This is a genomic window from Eudoraea algarum (assembly GCF_050589645.1).
GTDB lineage: Bacteria > Bacteroidota > Bacteroidia > Flavobacteriales > Flavobacteriaceae > JBNGOQ01.
Genome location: NZ_JBNGOQ010000001.1, coordinates 1,012,520 through 1,029,712 on the forward strand (window position 1 = coordinate 1,012,520; position 17,193 = coordinate 1,029,712).

The 17,193-nt window shown below is 46.0% G+C and carries 12 protein-coding genes and 1 tRNA gene; 6 read left to right on the forward strand and 7 right to left on the reverse strand.

The window, feature by feature from the left end:
- Nucleotides 1-182: 182 nt before the first annotated feature.
- Nucleotides 183-258, reverse strand: a tRNA-Gly gene (locus ACRD67_RS04685).
- Nucleotides 259-384: 126 nt separating this feature from the next.
- Nucleotides 385-2,967, reverse strand: a complete 2,583-nt coding sequence (mutS, locus tag ACRD67_RS04690; RefSeq protein ID WP_430966185.1) for a DNA mismatch repair protein MutS — start codon at nucleotides 2,965-2,967, stop codon at nucleotides 385-387.
- Nucleotides 2,968-3,197: 230 nt separating this feature from the next.
- Here mutS and ACRD67_RS04695 point away from each other — a divergent pair, with 230 nt between their 5' ends.
- Nucleotides 3,198-3,728: an RNA methyltransferase gene (locus ACRD67_RS04695; protein ID WP_430965879.1), complete on the forward strand. Its 531-nt coding sequence runs from the start codon at nucleotides 3,198-3,200 to the stop codon at nucleotides 3,726-3,728.
- A gap of 125 nt (nucleotides 3,729-3,853) precedes the next feature.
- Here ACRD67_RS04695 and folK read toward each other — a convergent pair whose 3' ends face one another.
- Complete coding sequence (folK, locus tag ACRD67_RS04700) at nucleotides 3,854-4,999, reverse strand: 2-amino-4-hydroxy-6-hydroxymethyldihydropteridine diphosphokinase (RefSeq protein ID WP_430965880.1); 1,146 nt, start codon at nucleotides 4,997-4,999, stop codon at nucleotides 3,854-3,856.
- A gap of 143 nt (nucleotides 5,000-5,142) precedes the next feature.
- Here folK and sppA point away from each other — a divergent pair, with 143 nt between their 5' ends.
- From sppA to ACRD67_RS04715, 3 genes are read left to right on the forward strand one after another with little or no spacing between them, the layout of a single operon-like run.
- A complete protein-coding gene (sppA, locus tag ACRD67_RS04705) occupies nucleotides 5,143-6,903 on the forward strand; it encodes a signal peptide peptidase SppA (RefSeq protein WP_430965881.1) in 1,761 nt (586 codons plus the stop codon).
- A 5-nt stretch (nucleotides 6,904-6,908) separates the two neighbouring features.
- A complete protein-coding gene (locus ACRD67_RS04710) occupies nucleotides 6,909-7,619 on the forward strand; it encodes a queuosine precursor transporter (protein WP_430965882.1) in 711 nt (236 codons plus the stop codon).
- A 48-nt stretch (nucleotides 7,620-7,667) separates the two neighbouring features.
- Nucleotides 7,668-10,367, forward strand: a complete 2,700-nt coding sequence (locus ACRD67_RS04715) for an AsmA-like C-terminal region-containing protein (protein WP_430965883.1) — start codon at nucleotides 7,668-7,670, stop codon at nucleotides 10,365-10,367.
- A gap of 294 nt (nucleotides 10,368-10,661) precedes the next feature.
- Here the strand turns inward: ACRD67_RS04715 and ACRD67_RS04720 are convergent, their stop codons facing one another.
- Nucleotides 10,662-11,456: a DUF2797 domain-containing protein gene (locus ACRD67_RS04720; RefSeq protein WP_430965884.1), complete on the reverse strand. Its 795-nt coding sequence runs from the start codon at nucleotides 11,454-11,456 to the stop codon at nucleotides 10,662-10,664.
- A 111-nt stretch (nucleotides 11,457-11,567) separates the two neighbouring features.
- Here ACRD67_RS04720 and ACRD67_RS04725 point away from each other — a divergent pair, with 111 nt between their 5' ends.
- Nucleotides 11,568-13,082 carry a GH3 auxin-responsive promoter family protein gene (locus tag ACRD67_RS04725; RefSeq protein WP_430965885.1) on the forward strand — a complete coding sequence of 505 codons (1,515 nt, stop codon included), beginning with the start codon at nucleotides 11,568-11,570 and terminating at the stop codon, nucleotides 13,080-13,082.
- Between the two features lie 74 nt (nucleotides 13,083-13,156).
- Nucleotides 13,157-13,699 carry an alpha/beta fold hydrolase gene (locus ACRD67_RS04730; RefSeq protein WP_430965886.1) on the forward strand — a complete coding sequence of 181 codons (543 nt, stop codon included), beginning with the start codon at nucleotides 13,157-13,159 and terminating at the stop codon, nucleotides 13,697-13,699.
- Here ACRD67_RS04730 and clpX read toward each other — a convergent pair.
- The 3 genes from clpX to tig all read right to left on the reverse strand — a co-directional run bounded on the left by clpX (nucleotide 13,696) and on the right by tig (nucleotide 17,122).
- The gene (gene clpX / locus ACRD67_RS04735; protein WP_430965887.1) at nucleotides 13,696-14,931 is read right to left on the reverse strand and encodes an ATP-dependent Clp protease ATP-binding subunit ClpX; all 1,236 of its coding nucleotides are present in this window, start codon (nucleotides 14,929-14,931) and stop codon (nucleotides 13,696-13,698) included. The two genes, ACRD67_RS04730 and clpX, sit on opposite strands and share 4 nt — an antisense overlap.
- A 96-nt stretch (nucleotides 14,932-15,027) precedes the next feature.
- Nucleotides 15,028-15,708 carry an ATP-dependent Clp endopeptidase proteolytic subunit ClpP gene (gene clpP, locus ACRD67_RS04740; protein WP_430965888.1) on the reverse strand — a complete coding sequence of 227 codons (681 nt, stop codon included), beginning with the start codon at nucleotides 15,706-15,708 and terminating at the stop codon, nucleotides 15,028-15,030.
- 91 nt (nucleotides 15,709-15,799) lie between these two features.
- Nucleotides 15,800-17,122 carry a trigger factor gene (gene tig / locus ACRD67_RS04745; RefSeq protein ID WP_430965889.1) on the reverse strand — a complete coding sequence of 441 codons (1,323 nt, stop codon included), beginning with the start codon at nucleotides 17,120-17,122 and terminating at the stop codon, nucleotides 15,800-15,802.
- Nucleotides 17,123-17,193: the final 71 nt, after the last annotated feature.

Genomic DNA, 17,193 nt, shown 5'->3' on the forward strand with positions numbered 1-17,193 from the left:
GCGGAACGTCTCGGCCCGCGACCTGTATCCAGGTCACTTTCCACTAAAGAACTTCAATTGGAGCGAAAAACGGGATTCGAATGCTGACGAAGCTTTCGCTTGTCCGCACCGCGACTTCCGCAGGGCGGAACGTCTCGGCCCGCGACCTGTATCCAGGTCACTTTCCACTAAAGAACTTCAATTGGAGCGAAAAACGGGATTCGAACCCGCGACCTCCACCTTGGCAAGGTGGCGCTCTACCAACTGAGCTATTTTCGCATATGTAAGAACGTATCTATCGTTGCGGACGCAAATTTAATACAATTCTAGAAAAGGCAAAGGAATTTTTGGTCAAAAAACAGCAGGTGGGACAATTATTTTGATTCGGGTAAAAGTCAGGCCCGGCTAACTGGAGGCTTTCTTCTTTTTGCCCAACAAGCGTTTAATCTCATTTAACTTCATCAAGGCCTCCACCGGGGTAAGGGTGTTGATATCCAGATCCAAGATCTCTTCCTTGATCTGCTCCAACAAGGGATCGTCCAAATTGAAGAAACTCAGCTGCAGATCGTTTTGGACCGACTGCAATTTATCGGTAAGCTCTTCGCTTGAGTGCGACTTTTCGAGCTTTTTCAGGATTTTTTGGCTCTTTTGGATGACCTGCTGGGGCATGCCCGCCATTTTTGCCACATGGATACCAAAACTATGGGCACTGCCCCCAGGAGTAAGTTTTCTGAGAAAGAGCACTTTGTCCTTGAGCTCCTTTACCGAAACATTGTAGTTTTTGATGCGTTCAAAGGTGGCCGACATCTCATTGAGTTCGTGATAGTGGGTAGCAAAAAGCGTTTTGGCTCGCGACGGATGCTCGTGCAGGTATTCCGAAATGGCCCAGGCGATGGATATACCGTCATAGGTGCTTGTACCGCGACCGATCTCATCCAGCAACACCAGGCTGCGCTCCGATAAGTTGTTCAGTATGGCGGCGGTCTCGTTCATTTCTACCATAAAGGTAGACTCGCCCATGGAAATATTGTCACTGGCACCCACACGGGTAAAAATCTTGTCCACATAACCGATGTTGGCCGATGTGGCCGGGACAAAACTGCCCATCTGTGCCAAGAGCACAATCAAGGCGGTCTGGCGCAATAGGGCCGACTTACCACTCATGTTGGGCCCTGTGATCATGATGATCTGCTGCTGTTCCCGGTCCAAGAGCAAGTCGTTGGCTACATAACTCTCCCCGGGCGGCAATTGCTTTTCGATGACCGGATGGCGCCCCTGCCTGATATCGATTACCGTAGCATCGTTCATTACCGGTTGCACGTATTGGTTTTCCTGGGCCAATTGGGCAAAGCCACAGAGGCAGTCCAACTGCGCAATCTGCTGCGCGTTTTGCTGCACGGGGGCAATGTATTCCTGCATCCAAACAATAAGCTGGGCGAACAACTGTTGTTCCAGGATCTGGATGCGTTCCTCGGCCCCCAATATCTTGGCCTCGTATTCCTTTAGTTCCTCGGTAATATAGCGCTCCGCACTCACCAAGGTCTGCTTGCGGATCCATTCTTCCGGTACCTTGTCCTTATGGGTATTGCGTACCTCAATATAGTAGCCAAAAACGTTATTGGAGGCTATTTTGAGCGAACTGATTCCGGTACGTTCCGTTTCCCGCTGCAACATCTTGTCCAAATAGTCCTTCCCGGAAAAGGCCAGCTCCCGCAGCTCGTCAAGCTCCTCGGAATACCCATCGGCTATGGTCTTGCCCTTCAACGGATTTACCGGGGCCTCCTCATTGATCATTTCCTTGATCTTTGCCCGCAGGGCCCCACAATCTTCCAATTGGTTCCCCAGGGCCTGTAGAGCCCCATCATCGGTCTGCAGTACCAATTGTTTTAAGGGAACGATGGCCTCGAGCGAATTTTTGAGATAGATTACTTCCTTGGGATTGATCTTTCCCGTGGCCACCTTGGAAATCAGGCGTTCCAGATCGCCCATTTGCTTCATGCTGTGCTGCAGCTTTTCCAGTACAGGCTCGTGCCCTACCAAATAGGAAACCACCTGATGCCGCTGGCGAATCTTCTCTACATGCTGCAGCGGTAGTGCCAACCAGCGTTTTAGCAGTCGCCCGCCCATAGGGGAACGGGTCTTGTCAATGATGTCCAAGAGGGTAATGGCATTGGAGTTACTGGATTGGTACAGTTCCAGGTTCCTAATGGTGAAGCGGTCCATCCAGATATGGTCCTCCTCAGCAATACGGCTCAGCCTACCAATGTGCTGCAACTGACTATGCCGTGTCTCGGAAAGATAGTGCAACACCACCCCAGAGGCTACAATGCCCTGTTGCAGATGGTCTATTCCAAAGCCTTTTAAGGTTTTGGTCTTAAAATGACGGGTGAGCGTTTCCAGGGCAAAGTCTTCCTGAAACACCCAATCTTCCATAAAAAAGGTGTGGAAGCGATCGCCAAAAACCTCAGAAAAATCCTTTTTGTACGCCTTGGAGACCAAGAGTTCATTCGGCGCAAAATTCTGCAGCAACTTATCTATCTGCTCCTCACTGCCTTGGGCCGTAAGGAACTCTCCGGTGGAGATATCCAGAAAGGATACCCCTAGGCGCTTGTTCCCAAAATGTACCGAAGCCAAAAAATTATTGGTCTTGGCCTGCAAAATATCATCGTTTAGGGCCACCCCGGGTGTTACCAGCTCCGTAACGCCCCTTTTTACAATGGTCTTGGTCTGTTTGGGATCTTCCAGCTGATCACAGATGGCCACCCGCTGCCCGGCCTTTACCAGTTTGGGCAGATAGGTATTCAGGGAATGGTGGGGAAAACCGGCCAATTCGGTCTTATCGCCCCCATTGTTCCGATGGGTCAGGATAATGCCCAATATTTTGGCGGCCTTCACCGCATCTTCGCCAAAGGTCTCATAAAAATCGCCCACGCGGAATAGCAACAAGGCATCAGGATACTTGGTCTTGATGGTGTTGTACTGCTGCATCAAAGGGGTCACCTTTTTTGTTTTTCCAGACTGGGCCAAAAGCGATTTTATTAGTGTATTTTTGTTGGGAAATTGTAAAAACGAATGTACCAATTTCCCTAGGGGCATCAAACTATTGTTGATATTTTGGGGATAACTTTGTCCTCCCCAAAACCACCAGGGCAATTTAACGTGATGGCTGCTATAGAGCGCTAATAGGGTACAGGGTAAAACACCTATCCGCAAGATCCATGCGAAAATTGGAAAACAACGAATTGGAGCGTTTAACGGTCCAGGAATTCAAAAAGGTAGCAAAAACACCCGTGGTCCTGGTGTTGGACAATATCCGGAGCCTTAACAATATCGGTTCGGTATTTAGAACGGCCGATGCCTTTTTGGTGGAGAAGATTTATCTGTGCGGAATTACCGCCACACCGCCCCATAAGGATATCCATAAGACCGCTCTGGGTGCTACCGAAAGCGTGTCCTGGGAATACCGCAAGGATACAGAAGCACTGATAGCCGAGCTGAAGACCCTTGGCTACACTACCTTGGCTGTGGAACAGGCAGAACGGGCCACCCAACTACAAGACTTTTCGATCAAAGGTGATAACAAGTACGCCCTGGTCTTTGGAAACGAGGTAAGGGGCGTAAGCCAGGCAGTGGTATCGGTTTGTGATGGGGTGCTCGAAATTCCCCAATACGGCACCAAACATTCCTTGAATATTTCGGTAAGCGCCGGGGTGGTGGTATGGCATTTTTGGATGGGATTCCACACCTAAAAAAATAAAACCCCGACAGTGAATGTCAGGGTCTTACCTATATAGTTTGAGTTAGTTAGTTGCGTATTTGCGCCTGCAATAAAGCAAATTGCACGCTCTTGTGCAAGAATTTTCCAAATTTTATCTTAAAAAGACAACTGGGCAGCGAATTTCTGGATTTGGTCGAGAATGCTCTGGTAATCGGCTTCGTGCTCTACAAAATCCATGGTGGATACGTCTATGACCAAGTTGTTCTGCTCCGGATAGCTCTTGATGAAATCAAAATATCCACGATTGATTTTTTCCAGATAATCGGGCGGTATTTTTTGTTCATAATCCCTACCCCGTTTCTTGATGTTCTCCAACAAGCGTTCCGTATGCTGATAGAGGTAAACGTATATCTTGGGCTTTTTTACTTCACGATACATAAAATTAAACACCTTCCGGTAGAGCGCAAATTCCTCTTCCTGCAGGGTGATTTTTGCAAAGATTAGCGATTTGTAAATATCGTAATCACTCACCATAAACTGCCTAAAAAGGTCAAACTGGGAGGTGTCGTCCGAAAATTGTTGGTAGCGATCGGCCAGGAAGGACATTTCCAGGGGAAAGGCATACCGACTTTGGTCCTCATAAAACTTAGGCAGAAAGGGATTGTCCGCAAAGCGCTCCAAGACCAGTTTCGCGTTAAAGTCCTCCGAAATTTTACGTGCCAAAGTGGTTTTTCCGGCTCCGATATTCCCTTCGATCGCGATAAAATTCAGTCCCGAAAACTGCTCCTCCCGATTCTTGAAAAAACGGTGTGCCGTTTTCTCGGGTACACTTTTGTCCCTGCACTCCTGTAGCAAGTTGCGCGTATCCTTGATCAATATGGGGTGATAGAACTGCGGGGCGATGTCCGCCAAAGGTTTTAAGACAAAACGCCTTAGGTGCAGTTCTGGGTGTGGAAGGGTAAGGGTATCGGTCTTCATGATTTCAAAGTCGTAATACAGCATGTCTATATCGATACTGCGCGCGGTATACCCTTCGCCGGCGGCTCTTTTTCTTCCCAACTGTTCCTCAATCTGTAGAATGACCTCTAACAGGGCTTCGGGCGTGAGTTTCGTTTCCAGGGCGATGCAGATATTCAGAAAATCATCCGAATCAAAGCCCCAGGCCGCCGTTTTATAAACGTGCGATATGCGTTGGATGGACCCCGCCTTTTCATGAAGTAAAAAAAGGGCACTTTGCAGTTGGTGGGCCTTATCGCCCAAATTACTGCCCAAGGAAAGATATGAGATTACAGCGTCTGGCATAATGGGGAAACAAAGTAAACAAAAACAAATCGACATAAAAAGAAATCATTCCGAAATAGCCAGAGAAATGATTCGATCTAAATCACGACATAAATAAGCATAACATTGGTTATCTTTGCACTTTTTGAATTAAATTGCTATTAATGAAGTTTTTAAGAAATTTACTTGCGGCCATTCTTGGTAGTCTTATCGCGTTCGGAATACTGTTCGTGATGTTCCTGATTTTTATAAGTCTGGCCGGGAGCGCCGAGGATGGGGTCAGTATTCCCAACAAGGCGGTGCTGGAGTTGCAAATAGAGGATCCGATCAAGGACTATGTAGGAAACGATGAGCTGGATCCCTTCGGCGGTTTTTTTGAGGAATCCCAAGGATTGGATGAAATTCTGCACGCCATTCAGGTGGCCAAGGAGGATGATAAGATCAAGGGGATCAGCATCAACAACAATTTCTTGGTAGCGGGCCTCTCCCAAACACAGGCTATTAGGGATGCCTTAAAGGATTTTAAAACTTCTGGAAAGTTTGTTTATGCCTTTGGCGATTTTTACCTGCAAAAAGACTACTATCTGTCCAGCGTGGCCGATAAGATGTACCTGAACCCGGTAGGGGGAATGGACTTCAAGGGATTGTCCGCCGAGGTACTGTACTACAAGGGACTTCAGGAAAAGACAGGAGTGAAGATGGAGGTCATCCGTCACGGGAAGTACAAGAGTGCGGTAGAACCCTATCTCTCCGATGAAATGAGTGAGGCCAACCGAACACAGATCAGCGAGCTGATCAACTCACTATGGGATTCCATGCTGGGCGATATCGCCGAGGGGAGAAATATGAGTGAACAGGACCTGAACGTCATTGCCGATACCCTGGGGGCCAGAAAACCCGAATATGCCGAAATGTCCGGCCTAATCGACGGCCTGGCCAACTATGATGAATACGAAGAGTATCTCAAAACTGCGCTTGAACTGGGAGAGGACGAAGATGTGAACTACGTAAGCCTCTATGATTACATCAGAACGGCCAACAAAAAGAAGATCTATTCCGGCAAGGATAAAATAGCGATCATCTACGCTCAGGGAGAAATTTATTACGGTGAGGGCAGCCCTGATTTTATAGGCCAGGGGATTATCAACAACGCCCTGAGAAAGGCCCGGGAAGATGAGTCGGTGAAGGCCATCGTGCTTCGGGTCAATTCGCCCGGTGGCAGTGCGCTGGTATCGGATATTATCTGGAGGGAAATAGAACTCACCAAAGCAGAGAAACCCGTGGTGGTCTCCATGGGCAATGTGGCCGCTTCAGGGGGCTATTACATTGCCGTGGGAGCAGATAGGATTTTCGCCGAACCTACCACTATTACAGGCTCTATTGGGGTTTTTGGCACCATCCCGAACATCAGCGAACTGGCAGGCAATATTGGGATCAATGCCGAACAGGTGGGGACCAACAAGAATTCGGTGGATTATTCCGTTTTTGAACCCATGAGCGATAGTTTCCGAGCAGTGATTCAGGAGGGCATTGAGGACACCTATAACACCTTTTTGGATCGGGTTTCGCAAGGGCGCAACATTAGCATAGCCGAAGCGGATAGCCTGGCCCAAGGTAGGGTGTGGAGCGGTACCGATGCAAAACGGCTGGGACTGATCGATGAATTGGGCGGTTTGGACGACGCGGTTACCGCCGCGGCCTCCCTGGCAGAAGTTGAATCCTTCGGAATAAAAAAATATCCCAGGTACAAATCGGGCTTTGAGCGCTTTATGGAAGATTTTGGCGGCACCAGCGTGCAGCATAAGGAAGCTTTTATCCAAGCCGAAGTGGGCGAGGAGGCCTATACCATCTTAAAACAAATTAAACGGGCAATGCAACAAAAGGGGATTCAGGCAAGGATGCCTTTTGCGCTGAATATTAAATAAAATATATGACGCTTAAGGACAAGAGGCTTGCCTACACCATCTATCTATATCTGGGCGCGCTCTTCATTACCTCATTGGTGGTTTCCAACTTGATCTTTCAGAAGTTCTTTTACTGGAACCCCTTTGGTGATATCACTGTTTTTGGGGCACCTATTTTTGAACTTTCGGTAGGGATATTACCCTATCCCCTCACTTTTTTGATTACGGACCTCATTTCCGAGATTTATGGAAAAAAACGGGCCAACCAAATCGTAACAGCAGGTATTTTTGCCTCCTTTTTTTCCATGGGCATCCTGCTGTTGGCAGATTTTGTCCCGGCCATTCCCACCTCCCCGGTAGACGATGCCGTCTTTGGCCAGGTGTTTGCGCTTTCCCCTGTAGCCGTATTGGCCTCGATGCTCGCCTATTTGGCGGCCCAGTATGTGGATATCGCCCTTTACCATTTCTGGAAACGACTCACCAAGGGAAAGTACCTTTGGTTGCGAAACAATTTCTCTACCTTTCTTTCCCAGTTCATAGATACCTTTACGGTGGTAGGCCTTTTATGCCTCTTTGGAGTGCTCCCCTGGAGCCTATTTTACGGCCTGGTGGTCAGCGGCTTCCTTTTTAAGGTTTTTATAGCATTTCTGGACACCCCTTTTCTGTATTTGTTCGTATATATCCTAAGAAAACGGTTTAAACTTCCCGTTGGTGGGGAAATAGCGCTCGACATATAATAAGTGGCGCTTTTTTAAGTTGATAGAACAGGAATAAGTATAGGAGATATGAAAAAGAAAATTGTCAGGATTGTAGGTGTCGTTGTATTACTTTTTGTACTCACCCTCATTGCCGCCCCATTTTTTCTCAAGGGCAAGATAGCCGATATCATTAAAAACAAGGTAAACAATAACATTACCGGGACCCTGGATTTTTCCGAGGCCGATCTGAGCCTTTTCAGCAGCTTCCCCAAGGCTAAGGTAAGCCTTAAAGACATCAGCCTGGTTACCGCTGCCCCCTTTGCCGGAGATACGCTGTTCGCTTCTAAAGAGGTGGAGTTGACGATGGGCATAGGGGAGCTGTTCAAAGATGCCTCGGAACCCATCGGCATACGTAGTTTAACCATTGATGGTGCTCGTTTGCAAATCACCATCGATTCCTTGGGAATTGCCAACTACGATATCGCGGTACCAACCGAGACTGTGGAGGAAACCGAAGGGAAATCCGATAACTTTAGCTTGGCCCTGGAGTCTTATGAGATCACCAATTCCGAAATACGCTATACGGATTTGTCCACAGGGCTTCAATTGGAGCTCTTGGATCTGGATCATTCGGGTAGTGGGGACCTGTCCCTTGAGAAGTCGGAATTGGATACGCATACCAATGCCCTGGTATCCTTTCAGTTAGACAGTACCAATTACTTGAATAAAAACAAGGTGCAGTTGGACGCACTCCTTGGCATGGATTTGAAAGCGAACAAATATTCCTTTCTTAAAAATGAGGCTGTAATCAATCAATTACCCTTGGTTTTTGAAGGTTACGTGCAGGTGAACGAAGATAATCAGGAGGTAGACATTAGCTTTGAGACCCCCTCCTCGGGGTTTAAGAATTTTCTGGCGGTGTTGCCCGAAGCCTACGCTAGGAACATTGAAAATGTGCAGACCACGGGAAACTTTACAGTGGCAGGGGTTTTCAAGGGTGTGGTGGATGAGGAACATATCCCCACCTTCGATATTCGGGTAAATTCTGATAAGGCTTCCTTTAAGTACCCTGACCTGCCCAAGTCCGTTGAGGATATCGCCATCCAAATGGCTGTGACGAACAAAACAGGTATAAGCGAAGACACCTATGTAGAAATCAACAGACTAAAATTTAGAATTAACTCAGATAGCTTCAATATGACCGCCAAGTTGGTGGACCTATTGGGCAATACCAAGGTAAATGCCCATTTGGATGCCAAAATGGACCTGTCCAATATTTCAAAGGCCTATCCCATGCCGGAGGATCTGAAATTGCAGGGCATCTTGGATGCCAATGTCACTACAGCCTTTGATATGGCCTCGGTAGAAAACAAACGGTATGGGAATACCAGTACTAAAGGCCGTCTACAGCTCTCCAACTTTCAATACAGCTCAGAAGAATTTGCAAATCCCATTGAAATAAAATCCACAGCCCTGACCTTTGATCCCGAAACGGTGACGCTGAACGATCTTAGTGGACAAACGGGAAAAACCGATTTTAAGGCCAAGGGTACCCTTACCAATCTTTTGGGATTCCTGTTCAACAATGAAAAAGTCGTTGGGGATTTCGACCTGGAATCGGACACCTTTGCGCTGAACGATTTTATGGTGGAAGAGTCTTCCGGAACGTCCGAGGCGCCGGAAACCACGGAAAAAATAAAGATTCCGTCCTTTTTGGACTGCACCATAAGGGCCAATGCGGCTACGGTGCTATATGACAACCTAGCACTAAAGGACGTTTCCGGAACCTTACGGATAAGGGATGAAAAAGCTACCCTTTCACAAATGAGTTCTTCTCTTTTTGATGGGAAACTGGCGCTTAATGGAGAAGTTTCCACGAAAGCGGAGACCCCTACCTTTGCCATGAAATTGGGGATGGACGGTTTTAGGATCGGGGAGACCTTTGAAGCCTTGGAACTGTTCAAGGCCTTGGCGCCCGTTGCCAGTGCACTAAGGGGGAAGTTGAATTCGGATGTTCAATTGTCGGGAAATCTAAAGAACGATTTTACGCCAAACCTTTCTTCGGTTACGGGCAACGTATTGGCGGAACTACTGGCCACGGAAATCAAGCCCGAAAAGGCAAAAATACTGTCGTCCCTAAGCAGCAAGCTCAGTTTTCTGGAGACGGATAAACTTAATCTAAAAGGGCTAAAAACGGCCCTCTCTTTTGAAGATGGATTGGTGAAGGTTAAACCCTTTACGGTCATGTACGAAGATATTGCCGTAAACGTTAGCGGGAGCCATACCTTTGACAATGCACTGAACTACACGGCCACCCTGGATGTACCCACGAAGTATTTGGGCAGCGAAGTGAACAACCTTATTGCCAAAATTGATGATGAGGAGCTGGAAAATATGACGGTCCCCATCAGTGCAAACATAGGGGGCAGTTTTGGGGCCCCAACGGTCAGTACCGATTTAAGTTCTGGGGTCAAGAACCTGACGGCCCAGCTGGTAGAGGTGCAAAAGCAAAAATTACTCAACCAGGGCAAGGACCAGGCCAAGGAGTTGATCGGCAACATCCTTTCGGGAAATTCATCCGATAAGGATTCCACCGTCCAAACCGGTTCCCAAGAATCGGTAACCAGTACCCTGGGGAATTTGTTGGGCGATAAACAAAAAGATACCGTTGGATCAAAAACCGATTCGAGCGCCACATCGACCGATCCCGTCAAAAAGGCAGCCAAAGGCATTTTGGGCAATCTGTTGGGGAAAAAGAAGAAAAAAGAGAAAGATTCCGTTAATTGACCAAACAAAAATTGATTAAAGAAGCTTCATTGGAATGGTGCATGTGACAAAATGATTTCTTTTGAACCCCCTTCTACAAAGAATAGGTGGAGAAAGCTTCGATTGGTACCGTCACGCTAGGGCGTGATGGAGAAGTTTCGACACCGATTTTGCAAAGCAAAAATTCCTGTGTAGAAGGTGTCTTTTCTTTGCTTCGTTTCTTTGGACAAGCAAAGAAATGAAGCTGGCAAGAATTATTTTTTATTACCTAGTTCTCTTGTCATTTCCATAGCGATAAAGCAGAAAAAAACTCCATTAATTAACCCCCAAACCTACATAGTAGCCTTCGCTTCCACGTATATTGAACACCGTATTGTCCTCAAAGATGAGGTACTGTCCCTTGATTCCCTTTAGAACGCCCGTATAGTTGGGATTTTTATTGAGGCTAAGGCTTTTCACCTTCTCTGGATATCTGAGCACCGGAAACTCTAGATGGGTCTCCGTATTGTTGTCAATATAGTAATCCGTTGCCTCCTCCGGAATGTAGGACCTCAGTTTGTTTCGCCATTCCACTAGGTTTTCGTCCTTTACATCATTGGTAAGCATTTTGCGCCAATTGGTCTTATCACTGAGATGATCCTTTAGGGCCACTTCCGTAATGCCCGCCAAATATCGGTTGGGTACCTCCACAATTTCAATAGCCTCGTGTGCCCCCTGGTCTATCCAACGGGTAGGGACCTGTGTCTTCCGTGTTACTCCTACCTTAATGTTGCTGGAATTGGCCAAGTATACGATATGTGGCTGTAACTGCACCTTTTTTTCGTATTCCAGATCCCTGTCCTCCTTATCCAAATGAGCCGTGCTCAGTTCGGGCCGCATAATCCACTCGCCTGCGGCGGCCGTTTCATAAAAACAGCTTTTGCAGAACCCTTGGCGGTATATCGGACGGTCTTCTCCACAATTGAGGCATTGGAATTTTATGAAGTTGATCTGCAAGCTCTTATCGAGTACCTGGTTAACATTTAAAAAATCGTTCTCAAAGAGCATATAATATTGAATGGGGCTTCCCATTTCGGTCTGCATTTTACGTAAAACCCCTTCGTACAGCATACTAGTCATTTTAATTTAAAATAAATTTGAAAGTAGTAAATTTAAGGGCTATTTTGATGAAACCAACGAAACTTTTACCCCTGGATATTTTCAGGATAAAGATACCTAAAAATGCCAATACCCTTATTTAACTCCATAGCGTCATGGTTGCTAAAAAAGCGCTATCACCAGATAGAACTTTTTCTGAAGTACCCTGCTGAGGTTCAGGAAGAGGTGCTTCATCAATTGATTTCCATGGCCAAGGATACAGAAATAGGAAAAAAGCACGGTTTTGAGTCCATTGCCAATTACGAAACTTTTGCCCAAAGGGTACCCATTGTCTCCTATGAGGAGACAGAACCCCTGATAGAACGCACCCGTAGGGGAGAGCAGAATATTTTTTGGCCCACAGGGATCAAATGGTTCGCCAAAAGTAGCGGTACCACCAATGCCAAGAGCAAGTTCATCCCTGTGAGCACGGAGGCCTTGGAAGACTGTCATTATAAATCGGGAAAGGACCTGCTGTGCCTTTATTTGAACAACAATGAGAACTCGCAACTGTTCAATGGAAAAAGCCTTCGTTTGGGCGGCAGCAAGGAACTTTATGAGGATAATGGTTCCTTTTTCGGGGATTTGTCCGCTATTTTAATAGACAATATGCCCTTTTGGGCCGAGTTGAGCAGCACCCCGAGCAGCAGGGTATCGCTCATGAGCGAGTGGGAGACTAAAATGGGTGCCATCATCAAGGAAAGTGTGGAGGAGAATGTGACCAGTTTGGCAGGCGTACCCTCTTGGATGCTGGTCTTGTTGAACAAGGTCCTAGAGGAAACGGGCCGGGATCACCTTTTTCAGGTTTGGGAGAATCTGGAGGTGTATTTTCACGGAGGGGTCAGTTTCAATCCATATAAGGACCAATACCAAAAACTTTTACCCAGAAAAAACTTTAACTATTATGAAATATATAACGCATCCGAAGGCTTTTTTGCCATTCAGGACAGAAATAACTCGGATGACCTATTGTTGATGCTGGACTACGGCATCTTCTACGAGTTTATTCCCATGGAAACCTATGGCACCGTAGAACAACGTGCCATTCCCTTATGGCAGGTGCAGACGGGCAAAAATTACGCTATCGTCATTACCACCAATGCCGGACTTTGGCGTTATAAAATAGGGGATACGCTCCGATTTACCTCGCTGGATCCCTATCGGGTAAAGGTAACCGGGCGTACCAAACACCATATTAACGCCTTTGGGGAGGAATTGATCATAGAAAATGCAGAGGAGGCCCTGAAGAACATCTGTAAAAAAACGGGCGCCGAGATTATGGATTATACAGCGGCCCCCATTTTTATGTCTGGAAAGGAAAAAGGCGCCCACGAATGGATCATCGAATTTAGGAAAGCACCGGACGAACTCAATTATTTTACGGAATTCTTGGATAATGCCCTAAAATCGCTGAATTCGGATTACGAGGCAAAACGCTATAACAACATGACCTTAAAAATGCCCAAAGTGCATGTTGCCAGGGAGAATCTCTTCTACGATTGGTTAAAATCCAAGAACAAGCTTGGAGGTCAGCACAAAATACCCAGATTGTCCAATGATAGGGGCTACATCGACGAATTGCTCCAGATGAACAAATAAAAAAGGAATTTTAACGTTTATTGTTCATATTTATAACCAAAACTTAACCGAAAGTATAATATAAACTCCCAAATATGGCAGAAAGATTAGTTGTTGTATCGGATATGTGGGGCGCCAAAAAAGGCCTCTGGATTACCTCTTATCTGGGCTATTTACAACAGTATTTCAACATTGTTTTTTATGATTGCCAGCAACTGGCAAATATTGATCTCACTGTAGATACCGCCGAAAATATCCATAAGGAATTTGTGGAAGGGGGTATATGCACTGCTGTGGCCCATCTGTTAAAGAAGGAGAACGAGGCCTCTCACTACTTGGCCTTTAGTACGGGAGGAACCATTGCATGGAAAGCCGGTCTTTTGGGATTGCCTATGAAATCCCTGTACACCATCTCTGCAACCAGACTGCGTTTGGAGGAAGAAAGACCCGAAGTTCCGCTGACCCTTATGTATGGGGATCGCGATTCTTTTAGACCGTCTACCGAATGGTCAAAGGATATAGGAGTGACCATGGAGTTGGTACCCAATTTTGGGCACGAACTGTACACCGATGAAAAAATCGTCCGAAAAGTGTGTCAGGATTTGCTCGAAAGGGCAATTCGGAAACAGGAAGCTTAGGAAACCGCCTTTAGCTTTTTAATGGTCTCGTGCGATAATTTGTCCTCCGCATAGGGTTTAGTCACCTTAAATTCACTTTCATCGCTACTGGGCAGCTCAAACATTGCATCCGTAAAAACGGCCTCGCAAAGCGAACGTAGGCCGCGTGCACCCAATTTGTATTCAATGGCCTTTTCAACAATATAATCCAAGGCCTGCTCGGTTATCTTAAAACTGATATCATCCATGGCAAACAATTTTTCATATTGTTTGATGATGGCATTTTTAGGTTCCGTTAGGATGGCCCTTAGAGTCTTTTTGTCCAATGGATTCATATGGGTAAGTACCGGAAGCCTCCCTATGATTTCAGGAATCAGTCCAAATTCCTTTAAATCCCTGGGAATGATGTATTGAAGCACATTGGTGTTGTCCAAATTGTCCTCTGCCTTGGAGGCACTATATCCCACCGCCTGCATATTGAGCCGCTTTGTAATGATGCGCTCTATCCCATCAAAGGCACCACCGGCTATAAACAGAATATTTTCGGTGTTCACCTCAATGAATTTCTGATCAGGATGTTTTCTTCCTCCCTTGGGCGGCACATTTACCGAGGTGCCCTCCAAAAGTTTTAAAAGCCCTTGTTGTACGCCTTCGCCCGATACATCACGGGTAATGGAAGGATTGTCGCTCTTACGGGCAATTTTATCGATCTCATCGATAAACACGATGCCGCGTTCCGCTTTTTCCAAGTTGTAGTCGGCGGCCTGGAGCAGCCGGGTGAGAATACTTTCCACATCCTCGCCCACATAGCCGGCCTCGGTCAATACCGTGGCATCCACTATGGCCAAAGGAACATTGAGCATTCGAGCTATGGTTTTGGCCATGAGCGTCTTGCCCGTACCGGTTTGGCCCACCATGATGATGTTGCTCTTTTGTATTTCTATCTCGTCCTCCTTGGAACTGGGTTGCAAGAGTCTTTTGTAATGGTTGTAGACCGCAACCGACATTACTTTTTTGGTGCGCTCTTGGCCAATGATAAAGGTATCCAGAAAATCTTTGATCTCCTTTGGTTTTCTCAATACCAATTCGGAGGAGAGGTCATGGTTTTTTGATTGCTTGGATTCTTCAGAAACAATGCCATGCGCTTGTTCTATACAACGATCACAAATATGCGCATCCAGACCGGCAATCAAAAGATTGGTCTCCGGTTTTTTCCTTCCGCAAAAAGAACATTCTAAGTTTTCCTTGGCCATAATTGTGTCTAACTTTATAGATAGTAACGAAATAATGGGGGTTTTGGTTTATTGCAAAAGCGTGTACCCGCTATTTTTCAAGGTAATACGTCGAATTTAATCCCTATCCCTTACCAAAATTTCGTCTATCATCCCATATTTTCTAGCTTCTTCAGCTTTCATCCAATAATCCCTGTCACTGTCCTCGTGTACCTTTTCAACGGACTGTCCGGAATGTTTTGCTATGATTTGGTACAGTTCGTCCTTAAGTTTAAGGATTTCCCGTGCCGTAATCTCAATATCGCTCGCCTGCCCTTGGGCACCGCCCAAAGGTTGGTGGATCATAACGCGAGAGTGGGTAAGGCCACTACGCTTGCCCTTTTCCCCGGCACAGAGGAGTACGGCCCCCATGGAAGCCGCCATGCCCGTGCATATGGTTGCCACATCAGGTTTTATGAACTGCATAGTGTCATAGATCCCCAGGCCTGCATAAACACTGCCTCCGGGGGAATTGATATAAATTTGTATATCCTTATTGCTATCCGTGCTTTCCAAAAAAAGCAATTGTGCCTGGATAATATTGGCCACCTGATCGTTGATCACGGTTCCCAAAAAGATGATGCGATCCATCATAAGCCTGGAAAAAACGTCAAAGATGGCAATGTTCATTTGTCGTTCCTCAATGATATTGGGGGTCATGCCCGTAGGATACATGCTGCTCAGGATATCATCGTAGTAGGTACTGCTTATCCCTTGGTGATTTATGGCGTAATTCTTGAATTCTTTTCCGTAATCCATTGGTCTGTATACAATATGTTTTAAACAAAAAAAAGGTGCCGAAAAACTAAACGTTTCGGCACCGTAAAGATACTTATTTTATTTTGGAAAACTACCCATACACTTCTTTGACAAAGTTTTCATAGGTAACTTCCTTGGTTTTGAGATTTGCTTTCTCCTTGTAAAGCGTCAACAATTTTTGGCTCATTAATTGTTCGGATAGTCGTTTTACCTCGTCCTGATTGCCCAATACCCTGGCCGCTATATTGTCCAGTTCTTCTTCCTGAGGATTTAGTTGGCCGTATTGTGCCATTTGGGACTTAATGAATCCCTTGGCGAATTCCTTAAGCTCATCAAATTGAATTTGGATGTCGTTCTCCCTAATGATCTTGCCCTCGATTAACTGATAGCGAAGCCCTTTCTCGGATTTTTCATATTCCTCAACCGCTTCTTCCTCTGTCAATGGATTTTCTCCTGTCATCTGTATCCACTTTTTAAGGAAGTCTGTAGGAAGTTCAAACTTTGTGGTCTCAATGAGCCTTTCGGTCACATCGTTGAGCAGCTTTTGATCTGCTTGTTGCTCAAATTGTTTCTCCGAATCTTCCTTTAGTTTTGCTTTCAACTCTTTTTCCGACTTTACAACGTCCTTGCCGAAGAGCTTATCAAACAGTTCCTGATCTAAGGACGCCGGCTCCCTTTCGTTGATTTCAGTTATGGTAAAGGTAACTTCCACATTCAGTTTTTCGGCCTTTTCCTTTTGGATTCCCAAGGCACTGGTAAGCAGGTAATCCTCCTTAAAGAGCCCTTTGGTCTTAAGTGTTATCACATCGCCCACTTTTTTCCCCACGAGACTTTCCAGTGCTTTTTTGCTCTTTACCTTGTCCAACTCCAGGGTGCTCTTATGGTCTATTTCTTCGGCTTCGTTGCTAAAAGTACCGGTAACTTCATCGGTCTTGTCCACTTTGGCCTTGTTTACCAATTTACCGTACTGTTTCTGTATGCGATTTACCTGATCGTCGATCATCTTTTTATCGGCAACGATACGATAGTGGATAATGGCCTTTTTGGTCTTAAGGGGCACTTCAAAATCAGGGGCCAATCCCAACTCAAATTCAAAGGCCAATTCCTCGGCATCCCAGTTAAAATTGTCCTGTTGCTTTGGAAGTGGATTTCCCAGCACATCCAATTTCTCCTCCGTAAGATATTTGTTGAGATTGTCCTGTAAGAGCTTGTTCACCTCATCTACCAAAACGGCCTTCCCATATTGTTTCTTGATCAACCCCATGGGCACCTGACCTTTTCTGAAACCAGGAATGTTGGCCTGCTTCCTGTAATCCTTAAGGATACCGTCTACTTTCTCTTGGTAATCCTCCTTGGTAAGGGCAACTGTTACCACGGCATTCAACTCATCGATCTGCTCTTTCGTAATATTCATTTGTATCTCTAATTTTGCATAATAAAATGGGAGGCAAAAATAGAACTTTTTATGAAGTCGGGCAAGTTTTT

What these genes read in the sequence shown, in the direction of transcription:
- ACRD67_RS04720 (WP_430965884.1), bottom strand. Translation starts at nt 11,456, where the DNA reads ATGCTGTACGAAGGGGTTTTACGTAAAATGCAGACCGAAATGGGAAGC.
- ACRD67_RS04715 (WP_430965883.1), top strand. Translation starts at nt 7,668, where the DNA reads ATGAAAAAGAAAATTGTCAGGATTGTAGGTGTCGTTGTATTACTTTTT.
- folK (WP_430965880.1), bottom strand. Translation starts at nt 4,999, where the DNA reads ATGCCAGACGCTGTAATCTCATATCTTTCCTTGGGCAGTAATTTGGGC.
- sppA (WP_430965881.1), top strand. Translation starts at nt 5,143, where the DNA reads ATGAAGTTTTTAAGAAATTTACTTGCGGCCATTCTTGGTAGTCTTATC.
- ACRD67_RS04730 (WP_430965886.1), top strand. Translation starts at nt 13,157, where the DNA reads ATGGCAGAAAGATTAGTTGTTGTATCGGATATGTGGGGCGCCAAAAAA.
- mutS (WP_430966185.1), bottom strand. Translation starts at nt 2,967, where the DNA reads ATGCAGCAGTACAACACCATCAAGACCAAGTATCCTGATGCCTTGTTG.
- ACRD67_RS04725 (WP_430965885.1), top strand. Translation starts at nt 11,568, where the DNA reads ATGCCAATACCCTTATTTAACTCCATAGCGTCATGGTTGCTAAAAAAG.
- tig (WP_430965889.1), bottom strand. Translation starts at nt 17,122, where the DNA reads ATGAATATTACGAAAGAGCAGATCGATGAGTTGAATGCCGTGGTAACA.
- ACRD67_RS04695 (WP_430965879.1), top strand. Translation starts at nt 3,198, where the DNA reads ATGCGAAAATTGGAAAACAACGAATTGGAGCGTTTAACGGTCCAGGAA.
- ACRD67_RS04710 (WP_430965882.1), top strand. Translation starts at nt 6,909, where the DNA reads ATGACGCTTAAGGACAAGAGGCTTGCCTACACCATCTATCTATATCTG.
- clpX (WP_430965887.1), bottom strand. Translation starts at nt 14,931, where the DNA reads ATGGCCAAGGAAAACTTAGAATGTTCTTTTTGCGGAAGGAAAAAACCG.
- clpP (WP_430965888.1), bottom strand. Translation starts at nt 15,708, where the DNA reads ATGGATTACGGAAAAGAATTCAAGAATTACGCCATAAATCACCAAGGG.